Origin of the sequence: Brevundimonas sp. UBA7506 (genome assembly GCF_002479495.1) — a bacterium.
Classification (GTDB): Bacteria; Pseudomonadota; Alphaproteobacteria; order Caulobacterales; family Caulobacteraceae; genus Brevundimonas.
Genome location: NZ_DLNQ01000011.1, coordinates 145,785 through 172,694 on the forward strand (window position 1 = coordinate 145,785; position 26,910 = coordinate 172,694).

Sequence of the window (26,910 nt, forward strand, 5' to 3'; positions counted from 1 at the left end):
CAGTCCCTGAGCCGTGGTCGTCGCGGGATCTGTTGAGTCCCGCTTACGGGGGACTTCACTAGCGCGCTGCACCTGCGAAGGCGAGGCCGGGCGCGTAACAATCCGTGAGAGGATGTATCGGAAACGCCTGTTCGCCCCTCTCCGATCAGCCGTCCAGCTCGGCCCGCGCCTGTTCGGCCAGGTCGAAGAAACGGCGACGGACCTCGGCGGCGTAGGGGTTGTCGTGCTCGATGGCGCGGAACACCGCCGCGCTGTCGTGGCGGACCATGTCCACGCCCTGCATGACCCGCTCGAAACTGGTCGTGGTCATGCGCGTCGGCAACGGCTCCATGGCCAGCAGGACCTTGGCGATCAGGTGGGTCAGGCCCTGCACCGTCGCCGCCTCGCGGTCGTGATCCTGGGGCGTGACGACGAAGACCTTGAGCCCCAGCGCCTTGCGGCAGAAGGCGGCGACGCGCCATGCGACCTTGTCGCCGCGCACCGGACAGACGGCGATGCGCAGGCCGACGATGCCGTCCTTGCCACTCTGGGGGCCGAACAGGGGGTGGGTGCCGACGACATCCACGCCCTCCGGCAGCCCCTCCAGCATGACCTGGGCCGGCTTCACCTTCACCGATCCGACGTCGAGGATCAGGGCGCCGGGCGTCACATGGGGCGCGATGGACGCGACCGTTTCCGCCAGAACCCCGACCGGCACGGCCAGCACCACCACCGGACAGGCCGCCGCCTCATCCAGCGTCGTCAGCCGCGCCACCCCCTCGCCGTCGCTGACCGCCAGGTCATGGGCGAGGATGTCGAAATATGGCGACAGATGCCTGGCCGTCAGCCGCCCGAAGGCGCCGAAGCCGATCAGTCCAAGCTGAGGCCGGGCGCTGGTCACCCCGCCAGGGTTTCCTGGAACCTTACCGGCTGGCCGTGGGCCTGACCGATCAGTTCGCCGTCCTTCATCACCACCCGGCCGCGCACGATGGTGGCCACAGGCCAACCCGTCGTTTCGAAGCCGTCGAAAGGCGTCCAGCCGCAACGGCTGGCTTGCTGGTCGTGGGTGATGGTCTTCTTCGCCTTCAGGTCGACAATGGTCAGGTCGGCGTCGTAGCTGACGGCCATCCGCCCCTTATTGGCCGTGCCGAACACCCGCTGCGCCCCGCCCGAGGTCAGGTCGATGAAGCGCTCCAGCGACAGGTGACCGTTGGCCACATGGGTCAGCATCAGCGGCACCAGGGTCTGCACCCCCGGCATCCCCGACGGCGAGGCCGGATAGGGCTTGGACTTTTCTTCCTTGGTGTGCGGCGCGTGGTCCGAGCCCAGGACGTCGGCCACCCCCTGCTGCATGCCCCACAGCCACAGGGCGTCGACATGCTCCTGCGAGCGGATCGGCGGGTTCATCTGGGCGTAGGCGCCCAGCCGCTCATAGGCCTCGGGCGCCACCAGGGTCAGGTGCTGGGGCGTGATCTCAACCGTGGCGACATCCTTGTGGAAGCGCAGGAACTCCATCTCGTCCTTCGTCGTGACGTGCAGGACGTGGATGCGGGCGCCGGTCTCCTTGGCCAGTCCCACCAGACGGCGGGTGGACATGATGGCGCTCTCGGCGTCGCGGACTTCGGGGTGGCTGGTCCAGTCGCCGGTGCGGGCCAGGCTGCGGCGCTCGACCAGTCGGTATTCGTCCTCGGAGTGGAAGGTGGCGCGGCGGCGCACGTTCGACAGGACCTTGCGCACCCCCTCGTCGTCAGCGATCAGCAGGTCGCCGGTCGATGCGCCCATGAAGACCTTGACCCCGCAGCAGCCCGGCAGGCGCTCCAGATCGGCCAGATGCTCGGCGTTCTCGTGCGTGCCACCGACGTAGAAGGCGTGATCGGTCCACATCCGGTTGTTGGCCCGGACCAGCTTGTCGGCCATGGTCTCGGGATCGGTCGTATTGGGATTGGTGTTCGGCATCTCGAACACGGCGACGACGCCGCCAAGAGCCGCCGCGCGGCTGCCGGTCTCGAGGTCTTCCTTCCACTCCAGCCCCGGCTCGCGGAAGTGGACCTGGGTATCGATGACGCCCGGCAAGACCGTCAGGCCCGTGGCGTCGAACACCTCGCCCGCCGAGGCCTGGCTCAGGTCGCCGATGAAGGCGATGCGCCCGTCGATGACGCCGACGTCGGCCATGCCGCGTCCGGCGTGGTTGGCGACTTCGCCGCCTCGCACGATCAGGTCATAGGTCTGGGTCATGGGCGCATCTCCTGAGGTCGAGCGCTTATGCGCGCCCGACGCCCCAGGGGACAACCCCCGAAGGCTCAGCCGGCCAGTTGGGCCAGCAGCTTCTTGGACGCCTTCAACACCCGCTCATAGGGCAGGTCCATCATGTGCTGGATGTGCTGATTCAAGCGCGGGTCCAGGTCGATGAACTCCTGCAGGCTGCGCGGCCCGCGCACGGCCACCCCGGTCCAGGGTCGGCGCAGGGTCTCGTCCGAGGGGCCGAACACCCCCACCGTCGGCACGCCCGCCGCGACCGCCAGTTGGGTCCATAGCGAGTCGCCGCCGATGTAGAAGTCAGCCCGCGACAGGGCCGCCACCGTCTGCAATCGCGTCAGCCGGCCTTGCAGTTCGATCACCCGCTCGCGCTTGACGGCGAAGCGGATGGAATGGGCCGCGTCGCGGTCCGCTTCCTCGCCGACGATCATCAGCCGCCCGCCGGCCAGAGGTCCGTCCTCGCCCAGCAGGGACAGGGCCACCTTGGCGAAACGGTCGGCGGGCCAGCGCTTGCCGATCCAGTCCACGCCCGGCCCGATGGCCAGGATCGGACCCTCGCCCGGCGGGATCAGGGCTTCGGCGGCTTCCTGCGCATCGCGCCCGACGAACAGTTTCGGCCCCGGGATCTCGTCCAGTTGCAGCACCCGCGCCGCCTGTTCGACCAGATGGACGTCGGGCAGGACCTTGCCCTTCACCGCCCGCTTCTGACGCCGCAGCTTGCCCGACAGGGTCGATCCGCGCATGTCGACCACCAGGCCCCAGTTGGTCTCGCGCACCTGGTTCCACAGGGCGATCCAGTCCCAGCGCCCGTCGCGATCCAGAACGATCAGCCGCTCCAGCCGCGGCAGGTCCGCGAACAGGGGCGCGCTGGCCGGTGATCCGACGACGGTGAAGGTGGCGTGCGGAATGGCCTCGACCAGATGGGCGAGCGCCCCCGACGAGAGGACCGCGTCTTCTGCGTCCGCCTCGGCGATATAGAGGATCGGGAAACGCCCGTGCATGGGGCGACCCTAGAGGGATTCTCTACGAAATTCAGTAGATGCGACAGGAGCCGCCATCCGGTTTGGAATGGCGGCCCGTTTGGCTCAAGTTCTAGGGATTCGCCGCCGACCAGGTCGCGAAGCGATCCAGCGCGCGCTGCGGCGCGGCCAGCCACCACGAATAGCCGTTGCGACGGCCGATGGAGATGCCGTTGACGTCGTCGTGGATGGTCTGGTCCTTGTCGCCGAAGATCGGACGGCCGGTGACCAGGTCGTAGTTGCGCGACCAGATCGGGCCGGCGCCCGGCTTGTCGATCAGCTTGCGGCCGTCGTCAGTCATCTCGAAGGATTTGTCGTAAACGCGCACCGATTCCAGCCAGGCCACGCCGCCACGGATCGCCGCCTTGACCTCGGGCGACGGGTTGGGCTCGCCCATCAGGAACTCGAGAATGTCCGTTGTCTCGCCGCTGGCGATCGAGCGCGGTTCATAGTTGCGAGCGCTGGTGGGGACCAGGCGCATGGGTTCGACCTGCTGGGGCCAGCCCTGAAGCTGATCGCCCTTGCGCACTTGGGCGGCGAGGGTGACGTCGATGGCCTTCTTCACCGCTTCGGCGGCGCGGGCTTCCAGTTCCGGCGGCACGAAGCCGAAGCCTTCCGTGCCGTTGGCCACGTCCCGCAGCACCATGGCGGCCTCGGCTACGGCGTTGTCGTTGAAGGTGATGGAGTCATGGAAGCCGCCTTCCAGCGGCCAGATCTGCGGCCAGCCGCCGTTCGGATACTGGGCGTTCAGCAGGTAGTGGACCCCCTTGATGATGCTGGCCCGCCAGGCGTCGCCTTCGCGTCCGGGTGCCTGGGCCGCGACCTTGGCCAGGTAGCGCATCTCGGTCCAGGTGGCGTTGTTGTCGAGCGTGCCGACAAAGGTCCAGAAACGGTCCGCCGGAGCGTCGAAGTTGGCGGGGTTCTGCTCCATGGTCTCGGCGTCGTTGGAGAAACGCTGGCCGGGCAAACGCTTGAGGCTGCGGTCCTGGTTCTTGCTCCAGCCGCCGGCGGGGGTCTGGAAACTGACCACGGCGTCAGCCACGGCGCGGGCCTCGGCCGAGCCATACCAACGCGCCGGACGATCCAGCGGCATGTGCGAACTGTTGCCACGAATGGCCAGGGGCGGCGGCGGCGGGGTGGCGCCAGGCGGCAGTTCGGCGGCCAGGGCGGCGCGATCGGCCAGGTGCTGGGCTTGCGACCGCGCCAGATAGTCCGCCCAGGCACCGCGCTCGGCGTCCGGCAGGGCGCCGATCCGGTCGATGGTCAGACCGACGGCAGGCGTATTGGCGCGAATGACCTCGGCCTTGGCGGCGCCGGCGTGAAGACCAGAGCCCGCCATGGCGGCGAGGGCTGCGAACGAAATGGCGAAGACGTGTCTCACTGGATGCGTTTCCCGACTGCGTTTCGGCTTGAGCGCCGTTCTCATTATGTCAAAAGTTATTCTACATAATGATACGAACGCAAGACCTCGTCGTCGGCGAGGTCTGCGCTTTTGCCTCCTGATGCGCTAAGGCGGCATCATGAGCCTGCCCCTTCTTCCCGACCGGTCCTGCGGCGGCTGCGTCGAATGCTGCCGCGTGATCCCGCTGAACCTGCCCGAACTGGCCAAGCCCACGGGCGAGCTGTGCGGCTATTGCGTCGACGGAGCAGGCTGCTCGGTCCATGAAATCCGGCCCCAGACCTGCCGAGTCTGGTTCTGCCTGTGGCGGGCGGTCGAACTGTCCGACGACTGGCGGCCCGACCGCAGCGGCGTCATCATCCGCCCCGACGGCGTCGAGCGCGGCGAGATCACCCTCTATGTCGTGCGCCGCTCCGACTTCCTGGCAGGCATGGACTTCTTCGCCACGGTGGCAGGCTGGATCGCCGAGGGGGTCGAGGTGGCGCTCAGCGTTCCCGGCCCGGTCGGGACCTACCCCGCCCGCGCCGTGGTCACCGACTGGCTGCGTCCCGCCATCGAAGAGGGCGATCCCGAGGACTTCGTCGCCCGCGTCCTCGCCTCGCTGGACAAGCTGGCCGAGCATGACTTCCAGACGGACGGGGTCATCGCGCGATACGCGGTCGTTTAGTCCCTTCTCCCCTTGTGGGAGAAGGTGGCTCGCGAAGCGAGACGGATGAGGGGTGTCGACGACGCGGCTTGATACCGTGAACGCTCCGTCCAGACTCCGGGCCCAACGTCGCGCTCACCCCCCTCATCCGAGCGCCTCCGGCGCCCACCTTCTCCCTCAAGGGGAGAAGGACTGTGGTGTAGAGGCCTCCCCCTCCCTATCTTGGCCGCATGCCCATCGCCCGCCTCGACAGCCGCGCCCTGATCCGCGTCACCGGCCCTGACGCCCGCCCCTTCCTGCACAACCTGCTGACGCAGGACGTGGAGACGCTGGAACCCGGCGCCCTGCGCTTCGGCGCCCTGTTGTCACCGCCCGGTCGGCTGCTGTTCGACCTCTTCCTCTGGGGTGAGGAAAACGGCGTGGTGCTGGATGTCGCGGCCGAGCGTCGCGACGCCCTGATCCAGCGTTTGTCCATGTATCGCCTGCGCTCCAACGTCGAAGTCATGCCCATCCCCGACGCCGTCTTCGTCGCCTGGAACGAAGCGCCCGACGCCTTCGTCCCTGACCCCCGCCTGCCCGAACTCGGCGGTCGCCGCTGGGGCGACCAGTGCGAGACGAATGCGACCCAGGCCGACTGGCAGGCGCACCGGCTGGCCCTCGGCGTGCCCGACCCCACGGCGGACACCCTGCTGGACAAGACCTATCCCATCGAGGCCGACTTCGACCTGCTGAACGGCATCGACTTCCACAAGGGCTGCTTCATCGGTCAGGAGACCACCTCGCGCATGAAGCGGCGCGGCACGATCAAGAACCGCATGATGGCCATCGCCTTCGACGGCCCCGTCCCCGAGCGCGGCGCCGAGGTGCTGAACGGTGAACTTCGGGCCGGCGAGGTCATGACCGGCGCCGACGGCCGCGCCATCGCCCTGATGCGTCTGGACCGTCTGGAGGGCGATCTGAGCATCGACGGCCGCCCTGTACGCGTCGAAAAGCCCGGCTGGATCCCTGAATTCCAAGGCTAATTTCGGCCAAACGGAAAATCTGCTTGTCACGATGTAAAAGTCGCTTGACGCAGAACGCGGCATTGGTAAAGTTCACTTGTCACAACGACAGGGGAGCTTGTCATGAACACCGTCACCAAGACCGCCGCCGCCAACAAGAAGAAGATGGACGACCTGACCGTGGGCCTGTGCGCTCTGGTGGTCGTCTCTTCCGGCCTGACCGTCGCCGCGCCCTTCTGGCCCGCCCAACTGGGCGACGCCCCTCAACTGGGCGACGCCCCTCAACTGGGCGTGGTCCTGCTGGCCGCCGCCGTCGCCGTCTTCTCCGCCATCCACAGCCTCTACTGGTGGCGCGCCCTCGATGAAGCCGCCAAGGAAGCCCACAAGTGGGCCTGGTGGTGGGGCGGCAATCTGGGCCTGGTCGTCGGCGGCGCCGGCGTCGTGGCCGCCACCTTGATGGACGTGAACCTGCTGCCGGCCTTCGTGCAGCGCTCGGACGCGGCCCTGGTCGCCGTCGGCGTCGTCGGCCTCTTTGCCGCCCAGGCCGTCGGCTACGGCATCGCCTGGTGCGGCTGGTGGATGGCCCGCCGATGACCAGCGAGTTCGTCAACCGCCTCAAGGTCTTCCGCGCCGAGCGCAACTGGACCCAGGCAGACCTCGCCGAACAGCTCGGCGTCTCCCGTCAAACCGTCCAGGCGCTGGAAAAGGGCCGCTACGATCCCTCCCTGCCTCTGGCCTTCCGCATCTCCCGCCTCTTCGGCCGACCGATCGAAGCCATCTTCGTTCAGTGATACCGACGAGCCCGACGCTCGCTAACCTTCAAAACACCACGACATTCAAAGGACTAACCAATGACCTGCGCCAACCGCATGGGCCAAGCGGCCAAACACGTCTCCGACTTCGCCCTGGGCGTCTGCGGAGCCCTGCTGATCTGCATCGCCGTGATGCTGATCCCCAGCCCTGGCCAGGCCGCCGCCTGGTTCGACGCCCCCGCCGCCGCCATCGCCGCCCGCTAGCCCCTCTTTTTCAGGATCAGACCCATGTTCAATCTCTACTCCGCCATCGTCGAACGCTTCTCGGGCTTCGCCCTCGGCCTCTGCGGCGCCTTCCTGATCGCCACGGCCGTCGAGGCCGTCCCCACCTTCGGCCAGGCCCAGCCCGCGGCCGCCGTCTCGACCACGCACTGACCTTCCGGCCCCTTCGGGCCGACGCCTTCGCCGACCCGATCGGCGCCCTTTCCCGACACCCCGACAATCCAAGGACGATCCAATGACCCTCGCCAACCGCATGGGCCGTACGGCCAATCACGTCTCGCGCATGGCCGTCGGCGCCTGCGCCGCCCTGGCCGCCAGCGCCGCCCTCGCCGCCTTCCCCGGCGCCGCTCACGCTGAGCAAGCCGCCGTCCCGGCCGCCGCTGTCGCCGCCGCCCCCATCCCCCGCGCCGAGGGTGCCGGTCCGCCGCTGTGGGTGGTCAGGGACGCGGACTCCACCGTCTATCTGTTCGGCACCATCCACTATCTGCGCCCCGGCACGGCCTGGGGGTCGGACAAGGTGGACGCGGCCTTCGCCGGCGCCGACCAGTTCTGGGTCGAGGTGGCTGATCAGGACGACCCGAACGTCGCCGCCAAGGTGGCCCAGCAGCACGGCGTCACCCCCGACCGCCCCCTGTCGTCCATCCTGTCGGCCGAGGACTTCGCCGCCTTCGACAAGGCCGCCCAGGGCGTCGGCGCCAGCGGCGCGGCCCTGGACGCCTATCGCCCCTGGCTGGCCGCCTTCATCGTTGCAGGAACCGCCCCTATGCAGGCCGGCTATCGCCCCGACCTGGGGGTCGACAAGACCCTGATGGACCGCGCTCGCGCCGAGGGTAAGACTATCCACGGCTTCGAAACCGCCGACCGCCAGTTGCGCCTGATCGCCGGCATGAGCGAGGAGGCCCAGATCGCCTATCTGAATAACTATGTCCGCAACGGCGGCCAGATCGTGCCCAAGCTGGATCAGACCGTCGCCGCCTGGCTCAAGGGCGACGCCGCCGAGGTCGGCCGCCTGAACCGCCTCGACACCCGCGACATCCACGAAGACGTCCACCGCGCCGCCCTGATCGTGCGCAACGCCGACTGGACCGACCAGATCGAGACGATGATGAAGGGCTCGGGCAGCGCCTTCGTCGCCGTCGGCGTCGCCCACCTGGCCGATCAGGACAGCCTCATCGACATGCTGAGGGCGCGCGGATACTCGGTCGAGCAGTTGTAAGCGTCAGCTTCAATCCGGCGAGAGGCCCGGCGGAAACGCCGGGCCTTTTCGCTTGCCTCACAAGAACATTCCAGCAACATCGCGCCATGACCGAATCCGAAAAGGCCGAAGGCCGCTGCGGCTGGTGCGGGACGACCGACCCGCTCTACATCGCCTATCACGACACCGAATGGGGCGTGCCCGAGTACGATCCCCGCGCCCTGTGGGAGAAGCTGGTGCTGGACGGGTTTCAGGCCGGACTGGCCTGGATCACCATCCTGAGAAAGCGCGAGGGGATGCGCGAGACCTTCCACGACTTCGATCCCGAGATCATCGCCCGCTACGACGACGCCGACCGCGAGCGCCTGCTGGCCGACCCGCGCATCATCCGCTCCCGCGCCAAGATCGACGCCGCCATCAACGGCGCCCGCCTCTGGCTGGAGATGAGGGACAGCGGCGAGGACTTCTCGGGCTGGCTCTGGTCCTTCGTCGAAGGAAAGCCATTGGTGAACCAGTGGAGCCATTTCCGCGAAGCCCCGACCCAGAGCGCCGAAAGCGTCGCCATGGCCAAGGCCCTGAAGGCGCGCGGCTTCAAGTTCTGCGGCCCGGTCATCACCTACGCCTTCATGCAGGCCGTCGGCATGGTCAACGATCACCAGACAACGTGTTTCCGGCATGGGGAGGTGAGCGCGGCGGGCGGCTAGAACTGCCGCCAAGGCCTGATTATCGGCGGTGAAAGCGGCCTGCGCCTGACCCTTCGTTGTCATTCCGGGACGCGAAGCGAGCCTGGAACCCAAGCGATTCCAACTTCCCCGGCCATGCCATTAAGTTGAACACTTGCCCCCCGGATCGCCCCTTCGTGCCACCCGAGGTGACGACGAAGTCGGAGCAGGAAGTCTGCTTTCGTCCCATAGACGACACCTGATAACATCGTTATTCACATCGCCTTTCTACAGGGGAATTCGATGCTTATCGTCGCCGCACTCTCGTTGGCCCTGCAACTGCCGGAACGCCCGGCCGCTCTCGTGTTGCCCGGAGAAGAAGAGGCCTACATGAGCTTTCTGAAAGGTGAGGCCGTCGTAGCAGCCGAACTGCTTTCAGGACGAAAATGCGAAGCATTCGATATTGTTAACACCTCAAGTCGGTCAATTACCGTCAATGGAGGCAGCACACCCGATGCCAATGAGCGTGTAATTCTAGAAGGCTGCGGCATTCGTCACGTTCAGAACGTAGAAGTAGCTCGCTTCGGAGCAGAACCTGAATGGCAAGCACGCCTCGGCGTTGTCGGCGAAAGTCTCACGAACAATTGGATTCAATCCCAGTTCATACCAGATATGTTTGGTTACGCTCGACTCAACACCAACATTAAATGCGACGATAGTTTTTTAGTTTTGGATACATATGTCGCGGCAAATCCAGGCAATGTTGAATTTCCAATAGAAAGATATTCGCCGGCGGATCCAGGTCAGCCATGGATAAAATATGACGGCCTGGTTTCAGAGATATCTGAGGGAGCCGATCTCACGCAGAGCTGGGCGGAAGTCTGGAATCTAAGAATTTGCGATCAAAATATTACAACCCTGATCATATTCATTCCAATGCAGAACGGAAAATTTTCTCAAAAATATTTGGATATTTCAAGCATTAGCGCCCTTGATAAGCCCAAGCGGGCCATACCAATCTTTTAAGTGACATCAACCGGCACTCCATCAACTTAAAAGCGGGCCTCCACCCTTGCCTGCCACTCAGCACATCTGCTCCACGCAACCACACGCCCGCCTTCCGCCCCGCGCCCGTTCGTGGCACTGACGCGCGATGAAGCCGCCCAAAGCCGTCCTTAAGATCGACCGCCCCTTCCCCACCCTGATGCTGGAGCTGGAGGCGCGCGCCGCGTGGAACGGCCATGTCTGCGGCGTGGACGAGGCGGGGCGCGGGCCCTGGGCCGGGCCGGTGTCGGCGGCGGCGGTGATCCTGAACCCCGACGACCTGCCGCCCGGCATCGACGACTCCAAGGCCCTGACGGAAAAGCGCCGCGCCTTGCTTGAACCCGAAATCAAGGCCCGCGCCCTGGCCTGGGGCGTCGGCTTCGCCTCGGTCGAGGAGATCGACGAGTTGAACATCCTGCACGCCACCGGCCTGGCCATACGTCGCGCGGTCGAGGCCCTGGCCCATCCGCCGGTTCACGCCCTGGTGGACGGCAACTACCGCTTCAAGCTGCCCTGCGCCGTGACCCCCGTGGTCAAGGGCGACAGCCGCTCGCTGTCGATCGCGGCGGCCTCCATCCTGGCCAAGACGGCGCGCGACCGGCTGATGATCGAAATGGATGCGACCTATCCGGGCTACGGCTTCGCCAGCCACAAGGGCTATAACACCCCCATCCACCAACAGGCCCTCAACACCCTCGGCCCCTGCCCCGAGCACCGCCGCAGTTGGGCGCCGATCAAGGCCTTGCTGGCCGCGGCCTAGCCGACCGTCGCGCCCGCGACCAGCAGGCCCAGGATCACGACCACCGCCGCGACCAGAAGGAAGAACAACCAGTTGGGCAATCCGCTGGACGACCGTCGGGGATGCTCGGAGGGCGTGGAAGAGGACGAACGGTCGGTCGAGGCACTCATGCTGCCTGTAACCGGAACCTCGCGGCTTGGTTCCCGTCAGGCGGCGACCGGCAGGCTCAGTGGCTTTTGCGTCACGACGAACAGGTGCTCGACGTTGCGCAGCCGCCCGACGGCCCCGACCTTCTCGCCCTTCAGGTTGTGGATGCCGATGCGGGCGCCGACGTAGCGGGGGCGCGGGATCTCGACCACCTGCACATGGCCGCGCGCCGACAGCATGGCGACCAGGTCATCGCGGCTCAGATAGCCCTCGTCGTTGAAGCTGACGATCAGGTTGGGCGTTTTCAGCCGCTCGACCACGGATTGCAGGGCCGGGCCGATGCCGGGACGGCTGTTGAACGGGCTCTTGCGGGTCTTCACGTCCACCCGCTTGTTGGCCACGCCATAGGTCTCGGGCTTGTCCCACAGCACCAGGCTTTCCCAGCAGTGGTAGTTCCCTAGATAGGAATGCTGGTTATAGGGCGGGTCCAGATAGACCAGATCGGCCTCGACCTGATCGGCGATCTCGACCGCGTCGCCCTGGGTGGCCTTGCACGGTCCCGCCGCCACGCTTGGCCGCAGATCCGGCAGCCGCAGCTCCAGCGGTTTCAGCGCCCGCGGCGCCCATTGCTTCATGTAGGCCATCTGCAAACCGGCCGTGGAATCCACCCGGTCCGCCGCCTCCATCAGGGCGACCAGAACCACGGCCTTCAGCTCAGGCTCCAGCCCCATGGCCTCGATGCGGGTGCGCATGGCGTCGATGCGGGCGCCGTTGTCGGGATGAAAGAAGCGGGCGTCCTCGCAGAAGGCCTTGGTGAACCAGCCGGCCTCGGGCGTCACCGTCCGCAGCTCAGCCAGGATGCCTTCTGCCTGCGCCGCCCAGCGTTCACGGTCGGCCTGGACATAGGCCGTGGCGAGCGTGTGGGCATAGGCGTTGTGGTCGTTCGACCAGACGCGGAAGCCCTGCCCCTTCAAGGCATGACCGACGCGGGCCGAGCCGGAAAACAGGTCGCAGACCGTCCCGCCGTCCGGCAGGGCGGCGCGCACCGCACCCGTGACATGGCCCAGAAGCGCGCGCTTTGAGCCGATGTACTTGATCATTCCGTCCCGTCAGGTCTTCCGGGCGCGCTTCGCCCCTTGCGGAACATGGGCCGGAGCATGGGCCAGACGCAACAGATTCGCGGCTCCCGGCGCGCCGAAAGGCGTTCCGGCCAGGATCAGGATGCGCTGACCGGCCTCGGCCAGGCCATAGGTCATGGCCGCTTCGACCGCGTCGTCGGTCAGGCCTTCCAGCGAGGACGGCTGGTCGCCCAGACGCGGCTCCAGCCCCCAGACCAGGGCCAGACGACGCGCCGTCTCGGGCTTGGGCGTCAGGGCCAGAACCGGTTGCAGGGGCCGCTCGCGCGACATCCGCCGCGCCGTGCCGCCCAGGGTCGTGAACACCACCATACAGGCGGTCGAGGCCGCTTCCGCCGCCTTCCTCGCCGCCGCCACCAGGGCGTCAACGTCGTGGATGTCCATGCCCGCGTGCTCGGCGTCCATCAGGCCGGGCCACAGGGGATCGCGCTCCACCCGCTCCATGATGCGGTTCATGATGGCGACCGACTCCAGCGGATAGTCGCCCGAAGCGGTCTCCGCCGACAGCATGAGGGCGTCGGCTCCTTCATAGACGGCGTTGGCCACGTCGGACGCCTCGGCCCGGGTCGGGGCGGGCGAACTGGTCATGGATTCCAGCATCTGGGTGGCGACGATGGCGGGCACGCCGCGCTGGCGGGCGGCGCGCAGGATCTTCTTCTGGGCCACCGGTACTTCCTCCGGGTCCATCTCGACGCCCAGATCGCCGCGCGCGACCATGACGCCGTCGCAGTAGTCGAGGATGCTCTCCAGATCGTTCAGGGCCTGCGGCTTTTCGATCTTGGCCAGACAGGCGGCCTGACCGTTCACGATGCGCTTCAGCTCGGCCATGTCCTCGGCCTTCTGCACGAAGCTGAGGGCCACCCAGTCGACGCCGAGGCGAAGGGCGAAGGCCAGATCCTCGCGGTCCTTGGGCGTCAGGGCCGAGACCGGAATGACGGCTTCAGGCACGGCCACGCCCTTGCGGTCCGACAGCTTGGAGCCGCTCTCGACCGTGACGTCAGCCCATTCGTCGGTGCGCTCGCCGACCCGCAGGCGGATGCGCCCGTCGTCGATCAGCAGCAGCATCCCGGTGCGCAGGGCCTTGAAGATTTCCGGGTGCGGCATCTGCACCCGCGTCTCGTCGCCGAGCGCCGGGTTCAGGTCGAACCGCATCCTGTGGCCCGGCTTGATGGCGATCTCGACGTCGGCGAAGCGGCCCAGCCGCAGCTTCGGTCCCTGCAGGTCGGCCAGAACCCCCAGCGGGCGCCGCAGCGCCATCTCGGCGCCGCGCACGGCCTTCAAGGCCGCCGCGTGATCTTCATGTGAGCCGTGGCTGAAGTTCAGGCGGAAGACGTCCACTCCGGCCTGGGCCAGCGCCTTGACGGTCGCGGGCGCGCGGCTCGCGGGTCCAAGGGTCGCGACGATGCGCGCGCGGCGGGCTCTGTTCATAATGTTTCCTCAAGGCGGCTCTGACGGCCATGGCCTCCCCTCAGAGGCCTTGATCCCTTGTGCCAATGAAAAGCCGGGGGCGTAAGACCACGCCCCCGGCCGGAAACACGAGTTTATGAGGCTGAAACACGACGTTATGGCCGTGAGGCCTATTTGGCCTCGCAACGCCCCGTGGCGAACTGCGGCATGTCCATGCAGCGGCCGTCCACTTCGCCCGTCGGCTTGACGCCGATCAGATGGGCCAGCGTCGGGGCGATATCGATGGTGCGCATCGGCAGGAAGCGCTCCTGACCATTGGCGCCCGGCCACCAGAAGATGATCGGCACGCGGCGGTCATAATCCCAGGGCGAGCCATGGCTGGAGATGGCGCCGCCGACACGTCCCGACCCGGTCAGACCGGGCTGATAGGATCGCATGATGTCCGGCGAGCGTCCGGCCACCGCCGACAGACGCAGACGCTGGCGCAGGCTCAACTCCTCGGGATTGTCCGAAGCGGGCAGCGGCTCGGCCAGCAGTTCGTCGCGCGACACGGCCAGGGCCACCTGGGGCTCGGCGTTCAGCAGTTCGACCGCGGCGGCCAGGACCTGGCTGCGCAGGGGCTCGGCCAGCGACTTCTTGTCCTTGTCGACGACGATCAAACCGCCCGCCGAGGAGACCAGCGGATTGGCGTCCAGCTTGAACCGGGCCTTCAGCGCGTCATTGACGCGCGGCATCAGGGTGCGGTCCACCCGGCCCGACGCCGGATAGCCCTCGACCGAGGACCGCTCGGGGAAGTCGGAGCCGCCATGGTCGGCGGTCAGCACGACGACCACGCCGCCGGGCACGGTCGACAGCTTGTCGAGGAAGACGCCCAGGGCCGCGTCGAGACGCAGCATCTGCTCGCACATCTCGGGGCCCTGCGTGCCGTAGCCGTGGCCGATGCGATCGGTGGCCGACAGGCTGACGCCCAGCATATCAGTGACGCCGCGACGGCCCAGTTGCTGCTCGTCCAACAGTGCGGCGGCGCCTTCCAGCGTCAGCTCGTCCAGCAGGGGCGAGCCGTCGATCGTGTCGTCGGCCGGCGGCAGGGTCGAGTTGAAGGTCTGGCCGCCGATGACCCACTGGCCCTCCAGGCGGCGGCAGGCGTCGTTAGTGTAATTCCAGATCGGCGCCTGGCGCGAGAAGCGGTCGATCATCCGGGCGTTGATGGCCGCGACCGGCGCCAGCTTGGCCTCGGCCGACTGGCCCGGCTCGACATAGGTGGTGAAGCCAAAGTCATTGGTCAGCCAGAAGGCGCCGTCGGCCTTGTGCCCGGCCAGGTTGATGGCGCCACGATCCTTGCCGGAGATGCCGAAGACGCGGCTGTTGGGGCTGACGCTCTTCAGCCAGTCGCCGAGCGTCGAGGCCTTCAGCTGGTCCGGGCCGACCGGGCCGTTGTCCGTATTCTTGCCGTGCGCCAGCGTGTTCTGCGGGGCGGCCAGGCAATAGGTCTCCTCGCCCGTCGTGGTGTCGATCCAGTCGTTGGCCGGGATGCCGCTATGCGTCGGATGCACGCCCGTCAGGACGGTCGAGTGACCGGCGCAGGTCACGGTGACGCCGTGGGTCTGATAGCCGTTGATCGAGACCATGCCCTGATCGGCCAGGGTCTTCAGACCCCCGGTGAACTGGCTGCGGTACTGGTTGAACAGGTTGGCGCTCAACTGATCGATCACGAGGGTCACCACCAGGGCCGGGGCCGCACGCTCGGCGGCTGCGGTCGCCGCTGCGGGCTGAGCCGCCTGCTGAGCCATGGCCGGAAGAGCCGCTCCCGCCAGAAGGGCGAGCGCCAGGGTCGGAGCCAGAACGCGGCTGAAGATCATTTTGAACACCGGAAACGCTGAGGATGCAGGTGACTACCCCCCCAGCGTAACGGCGCCAAGACAACGGCCCGGATTGGTTGGGCGTAGGCCGGCCCGCCGCCGCATTTCCTAGCGGCCGGGCGATTGCTCCGCCTCGACCCTCTGATAGCCGGCGTCGATGACGGCCAACATGGCCTGGGCGGCGCCGGCTTCGTCTCCCGCGGCGATGCGCTCGACGATCCGGGCGTGGGCCTCGACGGTTTCATGATGCAGAGCGGGCGCCTGGGTCGGCGGGCTGAGCGTGAAGGCCTCCAGCAGGGCCGTCTCGATCACCCCCGCCACCGAGCGGATCATCGGATTCTGCGACGCGGCGCCGATGGCCAGGTGCAGGGCCAGGTCGGCGCGGGCGAACTCATGGGCGGAGGCGTCCTCGCGACGCATCCATTCGAGGGCTGCACGCATGGCGGCGAGGTCCGCTTCCGTGCGGTGGCGCGCGGCGAGGGAGGCGGCCGTGGGCTCCAGGCTGCGCCTCACCTCGGCCAGATGCTGCCGGAACCGGGCGTCCATGCCGATGGCCACCCGCCAGGTCAGAACCTCCTTGTCGAAGAAGTTCCAGTGGACGCTGTCGCTGACCCGCGTGCCGACGCGGGTCTTCACGTTCAAAAAGCCCTTGGCCGACAGGGTCTTGAGCGCCTCACGCAGGGCTGTGCGCGACACGCCGAACCGCTCCAGCAGGTCCGCCTCAAGCGGCAGCTTGTCGCCAGGCGCCAGCGCGCCCGTGAGGATCTCCTGCGCCAGGGCGCGCACGATCTGGTCGTGGGCCGAGACCACGTGACCGCTCACACGGGTCGAAGCGGTCGAAGAAGCGGGCGAGGACATATCCATATCTGATCCTCTAGCGGTCTGGTCGTTTAGGCGCAAAGGCGCTGGTCAATCATTAGTATTATGATATTCACATTAAAGTCGCCACCGTCGGCGACGCACAGCTTCCCCACGCCCCATGACCCAGACCTCGCCCAAGCCGCTGCGCAGCCGGGCCTGGTTCGACAATCCGTCGAACCCCGACATGACCGCCCTCTATCTGGAGCGGTATCTGAACTATGGGTTGACGCTGGAGGAGCTGCGCTCGGGCAAGCCGATCATCGGCATCGCCCAGACGGGATCGGACCTGTCGCCATGCAACCGCCACCATATCGAACTGGCCAAGCGCGTGCGCGAGGGTATCCGCGAGGCGGGCGGCATCGCCCTGGAATTCCCGGTCCATCCGATTCAGGAAACGGGCAAGCGCCCGACCGCCGGACTGGACCGCAACCTAGCCTACATGGGTCTGGTCGAGCTGCTGTACGGCTATCCGATCGACGGGGTCGTCCTGACCATCGGCTGCGACAAGACCACGCCCGCCTGTCTGATGGCGGCGGCGACCGTGGACATTCCCGCCATCGCCCTGTCGGTCGGCCCCATGCTGAACGGCTGGCACAGGGGCGAGCGCGTCGGCTCGGGCACCATCATCTGGAAGGCCCGCGAAATGATGGCGGCGGGCGAGATCGGCTACGAGGAGTTCATCAATCTGGTCGCCACCTCAGCGCCCTCGGTCGGCTATTGCAATACCATGGGCACGGCGACGACGATGAACGCGCTGGCCGAGGCCCTAGGCATGTCCCTGCCCGGCTCGGCGGCCATCCCGGCCCCCTATCGCGAGCGGCCCCAGGTCGCCTATCTGACCGGCAAGCGCATCGTCGACATGGTCCATGAGGACCTGAAGCCGTCGGACATCCTGACCCGCGAGGCGTTCGAGAACGCCATCATCGTCAACTCGGCCATCGGCGGCTCGACCAACGCCCCCATCCATCTGACGGCCCTGGCGCGCCACGCGGGCGTCGACCTGCCCCTGCAGACCTGGGAAGAGGTCGGTCACAAGACGCCGCTTCTGGTGAACCTGCAGCCCGCCGGCAAATATCTGGGCGAGGACTTCCATCAGGCCGGCGGCGTCCCCGCCGTGGTGGCCGAGCTGATGCGGCGCGGTCAGATCCACGAGGACGCCCTGACCGTCAACGGACAGTCCATCGGCGACAACTGCCGGGGCGCCGCAGTGGTCCTGCCCGACGTCATCCGCGACTTCGACACGGCCCTGGTGCAGGACGCGGGCTTCCTGGTCCTGTCGGGCAATGTCTTCGACAGCGCCATCATGAAGACCAGCGTCATCAGCGCCGAGTTCCGCGACCGCTACCTGTCCGATCCGGCCAGCCCTGACGCCTTCACCGGCAGCGTCGTCGTCTTCGACGGTCCTGAGGATTATCACCGCCGCATCGACGATCCGGCGGAAGGCATCACGCCCGACAGCATCCTGGTGATGCGCGGCGCGGGTCCGGTCGGCCACCCCGGCGCGGCCGAGGTCGTCAACATGCGGCCGCCCGCCGACTTGATCAAACAGGGGGTCCACGCCCTGCCCTGCATCGGCGACGGGCGCCAGTCCGGCACATCGGGCTCGCCCTCGATCCTGAACGCCTCGCCCGAGGCGGCGACGGGCGGAAATATCGCCCTGCTGAAGACCGGCGACCGGATGCGGATCGACCTCAAGACCCGCCGCGTGGACGTCCTGATCGACGAGACCGAGATGGCCGAGCGCCGCACCGCCTTCGAGGCCGCAGGCGGCTATCAGTATCCGGCGTCACAGACCCCCTGGCAGGAATTCCAGCGCGGCATGATCGGCGAGTTGGAGACGGGCGCCGTGCTGGAGCCCGCCGTCAAATATCACCGCATCGTCGACACCCTGGGCCTGCCCCGCGACAACCACTGACGCGGGGCGCCGAGCCCCTTCAGGGGATCAGCAGCCGCCGCATCGACGGGGCCGCCGCGATCAGGTCGCGGGTCACCAGGGCGGCGAAGAAGTCCGCGCCCTCGCGCCCGACGTGGGTGTAGTCGAACGCGATGCGCGCCTGCCCCAGAGGCTCAACCGCCGCATTGTTCTGAGCGGCTGCGGGCGCGCCCGGCGCGGCGGGGACCCCGGTGCTGGACGCGATGGTCGTGCCGGTCAGCAGGGCGGCGGCGACTTCCAGCGACGGCGCGGCCTGAGCGAATCGCGCCGACATCGCCGGACCCAGCGCCTGCACCGTCTCGGCGCTGGCGCGGTTGAGATCGACCAGAGGCGTCTTGGTCTCAGCCGCCACGGCCCGCACCGCCTCGGCCCAGGGCTCCAGATCGTTCTGCAAGCGCCCATCGACGAACTGGCGGCGGACCAGGGGCGTCAGCAGGATCGGCGTCGCGCCGCGCGCCCGCGTCTCGGCCACATAGCGTTTCAGATTAGTGGGAAACTCGGTGGCCAGATCGGTCGAGCGGCCCGGCTTGCCCGGCTGATCGTTGTGGCCGAACTGGATCAGGACATAGGTGGAGGCGAACCCCCGCGTCGCCATCTCGGCCAGGGCCAGGTCCCACGAGCCCTCGGCGATATAGCTGCCCGAACTGCGCCCGCCGCGCGCCAGGTTCACGCAGGCCGCGAACGAGGTGACGTGATAGGCGCAGAAGCTCGGTCCCCAGCCGCCGACCACGGCCGTGGTGGAATCGCCCACCAGGATGATCTTCGACGCCCGGATCGGCTGAACGGGCGGCGCTTCGGCCGCAGCGGGCGTCTGGATCATGGCGGCGGCGACGGTCAGGGCGGCGATCATCTCAGGTCTCCGAGGCGGTGATGCGGGCGGTCAGGGTCAGCAGGCCGCCGGGGGCCAACACGGTCAGGCCGCTGTCCTCGCCCGCCGGGGCGTTGTGGGCGTCGGGGCGATGGGTCACGGGCTCGACGCAGACGAAAGCCTCGCCGCGAGGCGCATAGACCTGGGCCCAGCGGGCGTTCGGCGAGGCGGTCATGTCGACCCGCCAGCCATCGTGCAGCAGCGCCGCCCGCCCGTTCCAGTCGGCGTAGGCGTGATCGACGAAGGGGGCCTCGGCCACGGCGGCAGCCTCGCTCCAGTCGATCAGGTCGCCCGCCGCCGCCAGCCGTTCCGGGATTTCACGGGCATCGGTCAGCCAGACCTTGGGCGCCGACAGCTGCAGGCGCGTCGCGGGCTCGACAGCGAAATAGGGATGCAGGCCGAGACCAGCGGGCATGGGGGCGGCGTCCTCGTTGGCGATTGTCAGGCTCATCTCCAGCCCGTCCTCGCTCAAGGTCAGCCGGTGCGAGGCCGTCCAGGCCCAGGGCCATTCCGACCCGGTCTCGGCGGCCAGGACCAGATCAACCGTCCCGCCGTGAACGCGCAGCACGTTCCAAGGCGCACGCCAACCGACGCCGTGCAGGGCGTGGGGCGCGAACCCCGGCGTGGCGGGCAGGCGCACAGCCCTGCCCTCAAACGCAAAGGCGCCATCGTCGATGCGATTGGCGTAGGGCGCCAGCGGGAAGCTGGAGGCCGCCAGCGGACTGTCGAGGTTGTCCGGCGCCGGGCGCAGCACGTCGCGTCCGCGCCAGCTCAGGGCGGTGATCGAAGCCCCCAGATCAGGGCGTAGGTTCAGGGTCCAGTCGCCGCGTTCGATCCTCACAGGGCGATCCGATGCTGCGGCAGGCCCGGCGTCTCGACCCGCAGATGATAGAGGCCGCCCAAGGTCGGCTGCGCCGCACGCTTGTCGGCGTTCCCCAGCCAGGCCGTGGTGCAATAGAGGTCGCGCCCGTCCGCCCCGCCGAAGGCCGCCTTGGTCACCGTCTGGACCGGGAAACAGATGGTTCCGAGGCGCTGACCGTCGGAGGCAAACCGCGCCACGCCCCAGCCGTTGAACAGGCCGACGTGCAGCACGCCGTCCGCATCCATGCTCGGCCCGTCGCAATAGCCGTCCTCGGTCACGGCGAAGATCCGCCGGTTCGACAGCACGCCGTCTGCGTGATCGAAGGCCAGGACCGTCTTCTCCAGTGTGTCGTGGTGATAGAGAGTCCGCCCGTCGGGGCTGAGACAGGGCCCGTTGGTGACGCCGTAGCCGTCGTCGTGGCGGGTCAGCTCGCCCCTGAACCAGCGATAGAGGGCGCCGCTCCGGCTCTGCTCGCTGTCGTCCATCGAGCCGAACCACAGGGCGCCGTCCGGCGACACGAAGCCGTCGTTGAGCCGGTTCTGCGGGCGATCAGCCTCGACCGGCTGGAACAGGGAGAAGTCGCCCATGTCCACGTCGAAGCGATAGAGGCCGCCGCGTATGCCGCAGATCAGCGAGCCGTCTTCGGCCGGAAGCGCGAAGCCGATCTGGTCCGGCGCGTCCCACGACGCCTTGTCCCCGGTCCTGGGATCTCCAGGCGCGGGCGTATAGCGATGCAGCCGCCGCCCCTTGATGTCGACGAACCACAGGCAGGCGCGGGGCGCGTCCCACGCCGGCCCCTCGCCCAGTTCGGCCTGGACGTCCCAGACGAGGGTCGGCGTGGTCATGCCGTCAGCCCGCCGAGTAGCTGGTCTTGATCTGGGTGTAGAACTCGACGGCGGCGAAGCCCTGTTCGCGGGGGCCGTAGGAGGACTTCTTCGTGCCGCCGAAGGGGACGTGATAGTCGACGCCCGCCGTCGCCAGGTTGACCATGGTCATGCCGGCCCTGGCGTTCCTCTGGAAGTCGCGGGCGTGTTTCAGCGACTGGGTGACGATGCCCGCCGACAGGCCGAACTCGACGCCGTTGGCCACGGCCAGGGCTTCCTCATAGCTGGCCACGCGGATGGTCGAGGCGACGGGGCCGAAGACCTCCTCGGTGTTGATGCGGGCGTCCGGCAGGGTGTCGGCGATCAGGGTCGGCTGGACGTACCAGCCCGGCTTGTCGAGCTTCAGACGCTCGCCGCCGGTGACGATCCGGCCGCCGCCGTCCCTGGCGATGTCGATGTAGTTATACGACACGTCGCGCTGAGCCTCGGTCACCGCCGGTCCCATCTGCGTCGTGGGATCGAGCGCGTCGCCGACGCGAAGCGCCGCCACCTTCTCGGCCAGCAGGGCGACGAAGCGGTCGTGGATGCCGTCCTGCACGATCAGGCGGCTCGACGCCGTGCAGCGCTGGCCGGTGGCGAAGAAGCTGCCGTCCAGGGCGATGGCGACGGCGCGATCCAGGTCGGCGTCGTCCAGCACGATCAGGGGGTTCTTGCCGCCCATCTCCAGCTGCACGCGGGCCTGACGCTTCATCGCGCCTTCGGCCACGCCGGCGCCGACGCCCTGCGAGCCGGTGAAGCTGATGCCGTCCACGCCGGGGTGGGCGACGATGGCGCGGCCCACGTCGCCGTCGCCGATGACCATGTTGACCACGCCCCTGGGCAGGCCCGCCTCATGCAGGATGGCGATGAGGGCCTCGGCGGTGGCCGGGGTCGGGCCGGCGGGCTTGATGACCACGGTGTTGCCGAAGGCGATGGCCGGCGCGATCTTCCAGGCCGGAATGGCGATGGGGAAGTTCCACGGCGTGATCAGGCCGAAGACCCCGACCGGCTGGCGATAGGTCTGGATCTCCACGCCCGGACGGGTCGAGGCCAGGTTCTGACCGTGGACGCGCAGGGCCTCGCCGGCGAAATACTTCAGGATGCGGGCCGCGCGCATGGTCTCGCCGATGCCTTCCGGCAGGGTCTTGCCCTCCTCGCGCGACAGCAGGCGGCCGATCTGCGGGGCGCGCTCCATCAGCAGCGAACCGGCCCGGTCCAGCACGTCGAAGCGCGCCTCGGGCGAGGCGTCGGCCCAGCCCGGGAAGGCGGCGCGCGCGGCCTGCACCGCCTGATCCACCTCGGCCGCCCCGCCCCTGGGCGTGCGGGCCACGACGTCCCGCGTGTCCGACGGGTTCAGGCTCTCGCCCGACAGATCCCCGCCCACCTTCTCGCCGCCGATCCAGTGCGAAAGCTCAAGCGTGTCCGTCATGGGAAAGTCCTTTCAGAGAGCAGCAGGGCGACGGGGGCGCGCCGCCCCGCCTTCGGGGAGGTCAGGTAGCAGAGCTTGCGGGCGTCAGCCCATGTCTTCCAGTTCGCGGCCGCGCGTTTCCCTCACCCAGGCCTGGACCAGGAAGAAGGAGATCAGGGCGCTGACCGAATAGAAGCCGTAGGTCACGACAAGACCCAGCGACGCCGCCATCCAGGGGAAGCTGACGGCGATGGCGAAGTTGGCGATCCACTGGGCGAAGCCGGCGACGGCCAGGGCCGAGCCGCGCATCTGGTTGGGGAACATCTCGCCCAGCATGACCCACATGACCGGCCCCCAGCTGAGGTTGAAGAAGACCACATAGGCGTTGGCGGAAATCAGCGCGGTCAGGCCCGTCTGATCGTCCAGATGCAGCGCCCCATCGACCATGGCTGCGCGCGAGAAACACCAGGCCAGAACGCCCAGGGTCACGAACATCCCGACCGAGCCGATCAGCAGCAGGGGCTTGCGGCCGATCTTGTCGATCATGGCCACGGCCCCCAGGCAGGCCGCGATCGACAGGACGCCGGACAGGATGTTGATCTGCAGGGCGTCGTTTTCGGAGAAGCCGACCGACTGCCACAATACCGCGCCATAGTAGAAGACGATGTTGATGCCGACCAGTTGCTGGAAGACCGCCAGGATCAAACCGGCCCAGACGATGGGGCGCACCTTGCGGGTCGCCGGGTCCAGCAGGTCGGCGAAGCGCGGCTTGTGATCCGCCGCCAGCGAGGCGCGGATTTCGGCGACCTTGCGCGCGCCGGCGCCCTGGCCGAACAGCTTGGACAGCACGGCCTCGGCCTGAACGTCCCTCTTCTTGACCACGAGGAAGCGCGGGCTTTCGGGAATGGCCAGCAGGGCCAGGAAGTAGATGCCGGCCGGCACGACCTGCAGCCAGAACATCCAGCGCCAGGCCGGATAGCCCAACCAGAACTCGGCCGTCGACCCGCCCGCCGTCTTGGCCAGGGCGTAGTTGGCGACGAAGGCGCCCGTCAGACCGGTGATGATCATGATCTGCTGCACCGACGACAGCCGCCCCCGGATCGAGGCCGGGGTGACTTCGGAAATATAGGCCGGCGACAGGACCGAGGCTGCGCCGACGCCCAGGCCGCCGATGAAGCGGGCGAGGATGAAGTGGGCAGAACTGTCCGCCGCCCCGGCCCAGACGGCCGAAATGATGAACATGACGGCGGCGATCTGCATCACCGTGCGGCGGCCGACGGCGTCGGCCAGTCGTCCCGCCGCGAAGGCGCCGAAGGCGCAGCCCAGCAGGATGGCGCCGACGTTGAAGCCTGTGCCGAGCGCCGACAGGTTGAAGGCCGCCTCCAGCCCGTCCTGGGTGCCGTTGATGACGCCGGAATCATAGCCGAACATGAAGCCGCCGATGGTGGCCACCGCCACGATCAGGGCGATGAAGGCCATGTTGACCCGGTCATTCCCCGCGATGTCCGGGCCAGAAGCCCCTGTCGGTCCCGCCATATTCGTCCCTCCCCAGGTCCGAGTGGTTGACCGCCCGTCATTGATCGCGGGCGGTGATGAAATCAGATTTGCGTCAGCGCCAGCCCGCGTCCACGAAATACTCATGCCCCGTGATGAAACGGGCGTCGTCGGAGGACAGGAACAGGGCCAAAGCGGCCACGTCGCGCGGCTCGATGCGGCCCTTTAGACACTGGGCGGCGACGATCTCGGCCTCGCCTTCGGGCGTGTACCACTTCATCTGACGCGGGGTTTTGACATTGCCCGGCACGATGCAGGCGACCCGCACGCCGTCCGCGCCCAGCTCCCGCGCCAGGGCCCGCGTCATGCCCTCGATGCCCGCTTTAGCCGTCTCGTAGATGGACAGGTCGGGCAGGCCCAGATGCCAGCTGATCGAGCCCAGGTTCAGGATCACGCCCCGGCCCTGCGCGCGCATGGCGGGCGCCACCGACTGGGCCGCGAAATAGAGATGGCGCAGATTGACCGCGATCCGCTCGTCCCAATAGGCGGGCGTGACCTCGGCCAGGGCGTGCCGATCGTCGCTGGCGGCGTTGTTGATCAGGACGTCGATAGGCCCGTGCCGAGCGATGATCCCGGCCAGGGCCGCCTGCAGGGGCTCGATCCGGGTCAGGTCGCAGGTTTCAAAGACCGGCGCCGGGTCCAGTTGCGCCAGCGACGCCTCCAGAGCCCTGGATTCCGCCTCGGCGATGTCGAAGAAGACCACCCGCGCGCCCTGTCGAGCGAAGGCCTCGACCACCCCTGCCCCGATGCCCGAGCCGCCGCCGGTGACGACGACCAGACGGCCTTTCAGCGAAGGATAAACTGCGCCGCTCATGCCGCGCCGCCCAGCAGACCGCGCCCGGCCAGATTGCGCATCAGGCCGCTGACGCCCAGGGTCCAGGGCGGCGCCTGATCGCAGGTCGCGACGATGTTCTCGAGCACGCCCAGCTTGTCGGACGAGACCCGCACGCGGTCGCCGACCTTGTGGGTAAAGCCCTTGCCCGCCTCGCCGCGATCCTCGACGGGGGCGAACATCGTGCCGAGATAGAGGGCGAAGCCGTCGGGGTATTGGTGGGCGCTCAGGGTCTGGGTCGCCAGGTCCTCGGGATCGCGGCTGATCAGGCGCATCGAGCTTTCGCCGGTCATGACGAAGCCGTCCTCGCCCTCGACCTCCAGCCGAACCGTGGCGGCGCGCACGTCATCCATGCTGAAGCCGTGGTCGAACAGGCGGACGAAGGGCCCGACCGCCGCCGAGGCGTTGTTGTCCTTGGCCTTGCCCAGCAGCAGAGCCGAGCGCCCTTCGATGTCACGCAGGTTGACGTCGTTGCCCAGGCTGGCGCCGACCGGGCGACCCGCCGGATCGCAGACGATCACCACCTCCGGCTCCGGGTTGTTCCAAGCCGAGTCGGCCCGCACCCCGACCGCCGCGCCCGCCCCGACCGAGGCCAGCACCGGCGCCTTGGTGAAGATCTCGGCATAGGGGCCGATGGCGACCTCCAGATACTGCGACCACAGGCCGTCGGCGATCAATTGCGCCTTGACCGCCTCAGCCTGAGCCGAGCCCGGCTTCAGGTCCTTCAGTTCGCCGCCGACGCGCTCCAGCAGGCCCCGACGAATGGCGTTGGCGGCGGCGGCGTCGCCACGCGCCCGCTCCTCGATCACCCGCTCCAGCGCCGAAACAGCGAAGGTCACGCCCGAGGCCTTGATGCATTGCAGGTCCAGCGGCGACAGCAGGGCCAGCCCCGCATCGCCCCAGGCCGTCGCGACCTTCAGGTCCTCGACCGCGCCCAGATCGCGCCCCTCGGCGGCGGCGAGATCGGGTCGCGCCAGAGCCATCGCCGTCGTCGGGGCGAAGGCGGAAATGTCGATCAGCCGACCATCCCGCAGCAGCACAGGCGTCGGCCCGTCAGCGGTCTCGATCCGGCCCAGCAGGACAGCCGCGCGCCAGTCGCGCGGCAGAATGGCGATCATATCCAAGGTGCGTCTCCCACACGATCTGACGTCGTGTTAGCGCTAACATTCTCCACTTGGAAACCGGTGTCAACCGGGTGACGCGGTGCTCTCCCGTTCAATCAGTCGATGTTCGACGAATTGCGTCTCGAGCTGCTCCTTGCCCGCCAGACGCAGGGCCGCGCGGCGGGCCATCTCGGCGACAGGCTGGCGGATGGTGGTCAGGGCGGGCCAAACGCTGGCAGCCAGATAGGTGTCATCAAAGCCTGCGATCGAAACGTCGCCGGGTGTCTGCAGCCCCGCCGCATGGACGGCCGCCAGGGCGCCGGCGGCCATGTCGTCATTTCCGGCGAACAGGGCCGTCGGGCGCGGACGCGCGGCCAGCAACCGCCGCGCGGCCTCAAAGCCCGAGCGGTAGGTGAAGTCGCCGCGCTCGATCAGGAGGTCGACGCCCTGCGCGGCCTCGACCGCGGCCTGCGCGCCTCGGCGTCGGTCGGCGCTGGCGCTCTGATCGGCGCGGCCTTCGATCAGACCGATGCAGCGGTGGCCCAGGTCGATCAGCCGTCGCGTCATCTCGGCGGCGGCGCCGACGTCATCCACCCGCAGGGCCCCCGTCATGCCCTCGACGGGCGGCGCGGCCAGCAGCACCGCCTTCAGACCCGCCGCCCGGATAGCGTCGAGGGTCGCGGCGGACTCGCCCAGCGGCGGCGGCACGATCAGGCCCTGCGCCCCGCCCGCCGCCAGTCGCCGCACAGCCTCGGCCTCCTGCGCCGGATCGCCCGCCTGCGACGGCTCGATCATCAGCAACAGCCCCGCCGCCCGCGCCCCGGCCAGGGCGCCGGAGAGGACCTCGGCCAGATAGGCGTTGCTGGGGTTGGCGTAGAGCAGGCCGATGCGCCCCGCCCCGGCCCGCGCCAGAATTCGCGCCGCGGGATCGGGCACATAGCCCGCCGCGTCGATCACCGCCTGGACCCGCTCGCGCGTCGCCGCGCTGACCCGCGCCCCGCCGTTGATGACGCGCGACACCGTCATCGCTGACACCCCCGCGCGGCGGGCGATGTCGTCGATGGTCGGGTTGCGGTCGTCAGCGGCCATGACGCCACTGGTCG

At 68.2% G+C, this 26,910-nt stretch carries 28 protein-coding genes; 11 read left to right on the top strand and 17 right to left on the bottom strand.

Going from position 1 to position 26,910, the window contains the following annotated elements; all coding sequences use genetic code 11:
• Positions 1-145 precede the first annotated feature (145 nt).
• From B3K53_RS11515 to pelA, 4 genes are all read right to left on the bottom strand, one after another.
• Positions 146-880 carry a prephenate dehydrogenase/arogenate dehydrogenase family protein gene (locus tag B3K53_RS11515; RefSeq protein ID WP_292084455.1) on the bottom strand — a complete coding sequence of 245 codons (735 nt, stop codon included), beginning with the start codon at positions 878-880 and terminating at the stop codon, positions 146-148.
• Positions 877-2,214, bottom strand: coding sequence for a dihydroorotase (locus B3K53_RS11520; RefSeq protein WP_292084456.1), 1,338 nt, complete (start codon positions 2,212-2,214; stop codon positions 877-879). Before B3K53_RS11520 ends, B3K53_RS11515 begins: the two co-directional genes overlap by 4 nt.
• A 65-nt stretch (positions 2,215-2,279) precedes the next feature.
• Positions 2,280-3,236 (bottom strand): glycosyltransferase family 9 protein, encoded by a 957-nt coding sequence (locus B3K53_RS11525; protein WP_292084458.1) that lies wholly within the window; start codon positions 3,234-3,236, stop codon positions 2,280-2,282.
• A gap of 91 nt (positions 3,237-3,327) precedes the next feature.
• The gene (gene pelA / locus B3K53_RS11530; RefSeq protein WP_292084459.1) at positions 3,328-4,635 is read right to left on the bottom strand and encodes a pectate lyase; all 1,308 of its coding nucleotides are present in this window, start codon (positions 4,633-4,635) and stop codon (positions 3,328-3,330) included.
• A 139-nt stretch (positions 4,636-4,774) separates the two neighbouring features.
• On the opposite strand from pelA, the gene B3K53_RS11535 reads away from it, so the two are divergent.
• The 10 genes from B3K53_RS11535 (at position 4,775) to B3K53_RS11580 (ending at position 10,995) form a co-directional block, all read left to right on the top strand.
• Positions 4,775-5,320 carry a hypothetical protein gene (locus B3K53_RS11535; RefSeq protein WP_292084461.1) on the top strand — a complete coding sequence of 182 codons (546 nt, stop codon included), beginning with the start codon at positions 4,775-4,777 and terminating at the stop codon, positions 5,318-5,320.
• Positions 5,321-5,529: 209 nt separating this feature from the next.
• Positions 5,530-6,321, top strand: a complete 792-nt coding sequence (locus B3K53_RS11540; protein WP_292084463.1) for a YgfZ/GcvT domain-containing protein — start codon at positions 5,530-5,532, stop codon at positions 6,319-6,321.
• 102 nt (positions 6,322-6,423) lie between these two features.
• Positions 6,424-6,894: a hypothetical protein gene (locus B3K53_RS11545; protein ID WP_292084466.1), complete on the top strand. Its 471-nt coding sequence runs from the start codon at positions 6,424-6,426 to the stop codon at positions 6,892-6,894.
• A complete protein-coding gene (locus B3K53_RS11550; RefSeq protein WP_292033751.1) occupies positions 6,891-7,091 on the top strand; it encodes a helix-turn-helix transcriptional regulator in 201 nt (66 codons plus the stop codon). The genes B3K53_RS11545 and B3K53_RS11550 overlap by 4 nt, the downstream gene beginning before the upstream one ends.
• A 60-nt stretch (positions 7,092-7,151) precedes the next feature.
• On the top strand, positions 7,152-7,316 hold the full coding sequence (locus B3K53_RS11555; RefSeq protein ID WP_292084467.1) for a hypothetical protein: 165 nt from the start codon (positions 7,152-7,154) through the stop codon (positions 7,314-7,316).
• A gap of 24 nt (positions 7,317-7,340) precedes the next feature.
• Positions 7,341-7,487 (top strand): hypothetical protein, encoded by a 147-nt coding sequence (locus B3K53_RS11560; RefSeq protein ID WP_292084468.1) that lies wholly within the window; start codon positions 7,341-7,343, stop codon positions 7,485-7,487.
• An 82-nt stretch (positions 7,488-7,569) separates the two neighbouring features.
• Positions 7,570-8,550, top strand: coding sequence for a TraB/GumN family protein (locus tag B3K53_RS11565; protein WP_292084469.1), 981 nt, complete (start codon positions 7,570-7,572; stop codon positions 8,548-8,550).
• An 86-nt stretch (positions 8,551-8,636) separates the two neighbouring features.
• Positions 8,637-9,233: a DNA-3-methyladenine glycosylase I gene (locus tag B3K53_RS11570; protein ID WP_292084470.1), complete on the top strand. Its 597-nt coding sequence runs from the start codon at positions 8,637-8,639 to the stop codon at positions 9,231-9,233.
• A gap of 261 nt (positions 9,234-9,494) precedes the next feature.
• Entirely contained in the window at positions 9,495-10,217 is a 723-nt protein-coding gene (locus B3K53_RS11575; RefSeq protein WP_292084471.1) for a hypothetical protein, read from the top strand.
• A gap of 127 nt (positions 10,218-10,344) precedes the next feature.
• Positions 10,345-10,995 (top strand): ribonuclease HII, encoded by a 651-nt coding sequence (locus B3K53_RS11580; protein WP_409515783.1) that lies wholly within the window; start codon positions 10,345-10,347, stop codon positions 10,993-10,995.
• Here B3K53_RS11580 and B3K53_RS11585 read toward each other — a convergent pair.
• The 5 genes from B3K53_RS11585 to B3K53_RS11605 form a co-directional block, all read right to left on the bottom strand.
• Positions 10,992-11,144, bottom strand: a complete 153-nt coding sequence (locus B3K53_RS11585) for a hypothetical protein (protein ID WP_292084474.1) — start codon at positions 11,142-11,144, stop codon at positions 10,992-10,994. The genes B3K53_RS11580 and B3K53_RS11585 overlap by 4 nt on opposite strands.
• Before the next feature lie 36 nt (positions 11,145-11,180).
• Positions 11,181-12,221, bottom strand: a complete 1,041-nt coding sequence (locus tag B3K53_RS11590) for a DNA adenine methylase (RefSeq protein ID WP_292084475.1) — start codon at positions 12,219-12,221, stop codon at positions 11,181-11,183.
• Positions 12,222-12,230: 9 nt separating this feature from the next.
• The gene (gene pyk / locus B3K53_RS11595; RefSeq protein WP_292084476.1) at positions 12,231-13,685 is read right to left on the bottom strand and encodes a pyruvate kinase; all 1,455 of its coding nucleotides are present in this window, start codon (positions 13,683-13,685) and stop codon (positions 12,231-12,233) included.
• 149 nt (positions 13,686-13,834) lie between these two features.
• On the bottom strand, positions 13,835-15,523 hold the full coding sequence (locus B3K53_RS11600) for an alkaline phosphatase family protein (protein WP_292084477.1): 1,689 nt from the start codon (positions 15,521-15,523) through the stop codon (positions 13,835-13,837).
• Between the two features lie 108 nt (positions 15,524-15,631).
• Positions 15,632-16,387 (bottom strand): FadR/GntR family transcriptional regulator, encoded by a 756-nt coding sequence (locus B3K53_RS11605; RefSeq protein WP_292084478.1) that lies wholly within the window; start codon positions 16,385-16,387, stop codon positions 15,632-15,634.
• A gap of 115 nt (positions 16,388-16,502) precedes the next feature.
• Between B3K53_RS11605 and B3K53_RS11610 the strand changes: the two genes are divergently transcribed.
• A complete protein-coding gene (locus B3K53_RS11610) occupies positions 16,503-18,299 on the top strand; it encodes an IlvD/Edd family dehydratase (protein ID WP_292084479.1) in 1,797 nt (598 codons plus the stop codon).
• Between the two features lie 19 nt (positions 18,300-18,318).
• Here B3K53_RS11610 and B3K53_RS11615 read toward each other — a convergent pair whose 3' ends face one another.
• The 8 genes from B3K53_RS11615 to B3K53_RS11650 form a co-directional block, all read right to left on the bottom strand.
• Entirely contained in the window at positions 18,319-19,167 is an 849-nt protein-coding gene (locus B3K53_RS11615) for a rhamnogalacturonan acetylesterase (RefSeq protein WP_292084480.1), read from the bottom strand.
• 1 nt (position 19,168) lies between these two features.
• Positions 19,169-20,026 carry an aldose 1-epimerase gene (locus tag B3K53_RS11620; protein ID WP_292084481.1) on the bottom strand — a complete coding sequence of 286 codons (858 nt, stop codon included), beginning with the start codon at positions 20,024-20,026 and terminating at the stop codon, positions 19,169-19,171.
• Complete coding sequence (locus B3K53_RS11625; protein WP_292084482.1) at positions 20,023-20,892, bottom strand: SMP-30/gluconolactonase/LRE family protein; 870 nt, start codon at positions 20,890-20,892, stop codon at positions 20,023-20,025. The genes B3K53_RS11620 and B3K53_RS11625 overlap by 4 nt, the downstream gene beginning before the upstream one ends.
• A gap of 4 nt (positions 20,893-20,896) precedes the next feature.
• Positions 20,897-22,339, bottom strand: coding sequence for an aldehyde dehydrogenase family protein (locus B3K53_RS11630; RefSeq protein WP_292084483.1), 1,443 nt, complete (start codon positions 22,337-22,339; stop codon positions 20,897-20,899).
• 84 nt (positions 22,340-22,423) lie between these two features.
• The gene (locus tag B3K53_RS11635; RefSeq protein ID WP_292084484.1) at positions 22,424-23,854 is read right to left on the bottom strand and encodes a sugar porter family MFS transporter; all 1,431 of its coding nucleotides are present in this window, start codon (positions 23,852-23,854) and stop codon (positions 22,424-22,426) included.
• A gap of 73 nt (positions 23,855-23,927) precedes the next feature.
• The gene (locus B3K53_RS11640; RefSeq protein ID WP_292084485.1) at positions 23,928-24,686 is read right to left on the bottom strand and encodes an SDR family NAD(P)-dependent oxidoreductase; all 759 of its coding nucleotides are present in this window, start codon (positions 24,684-24,686) and stop codon (positions 23,928-23,930) included.
• Positions 24,683-25,828, bottom strand: a complete 1,146-nt coding sequence (locus tag B3K53_RS11645) for a fumarylacetoacetate hydrolase family protein (protein WP_409515782.1) — start codon at positions 25,826-25,828, stop codon at positions 24,683-24,685. The genes B3K53_RS11640 and B3K53_RS11645 overlap by 4 nt, the downstream gene beginning before the upstream one ends.
• A 63-nt stretch (positions 25,829-25,891) precedes the next feature.
• On the bottom strand, positions 25,892-26,896 hold the full coding sequence (locus B3K53_RS11650) for a LacI family DNA-binding transcriptional regulator (protein ID WP_292084486.1): 1,005 nt from the start codon (positions 26,894-26,896) through the stop codon (positions 25,892-25,894).
• Positions 26,897-26,910 lie beyond the last annotated feature (14 nt).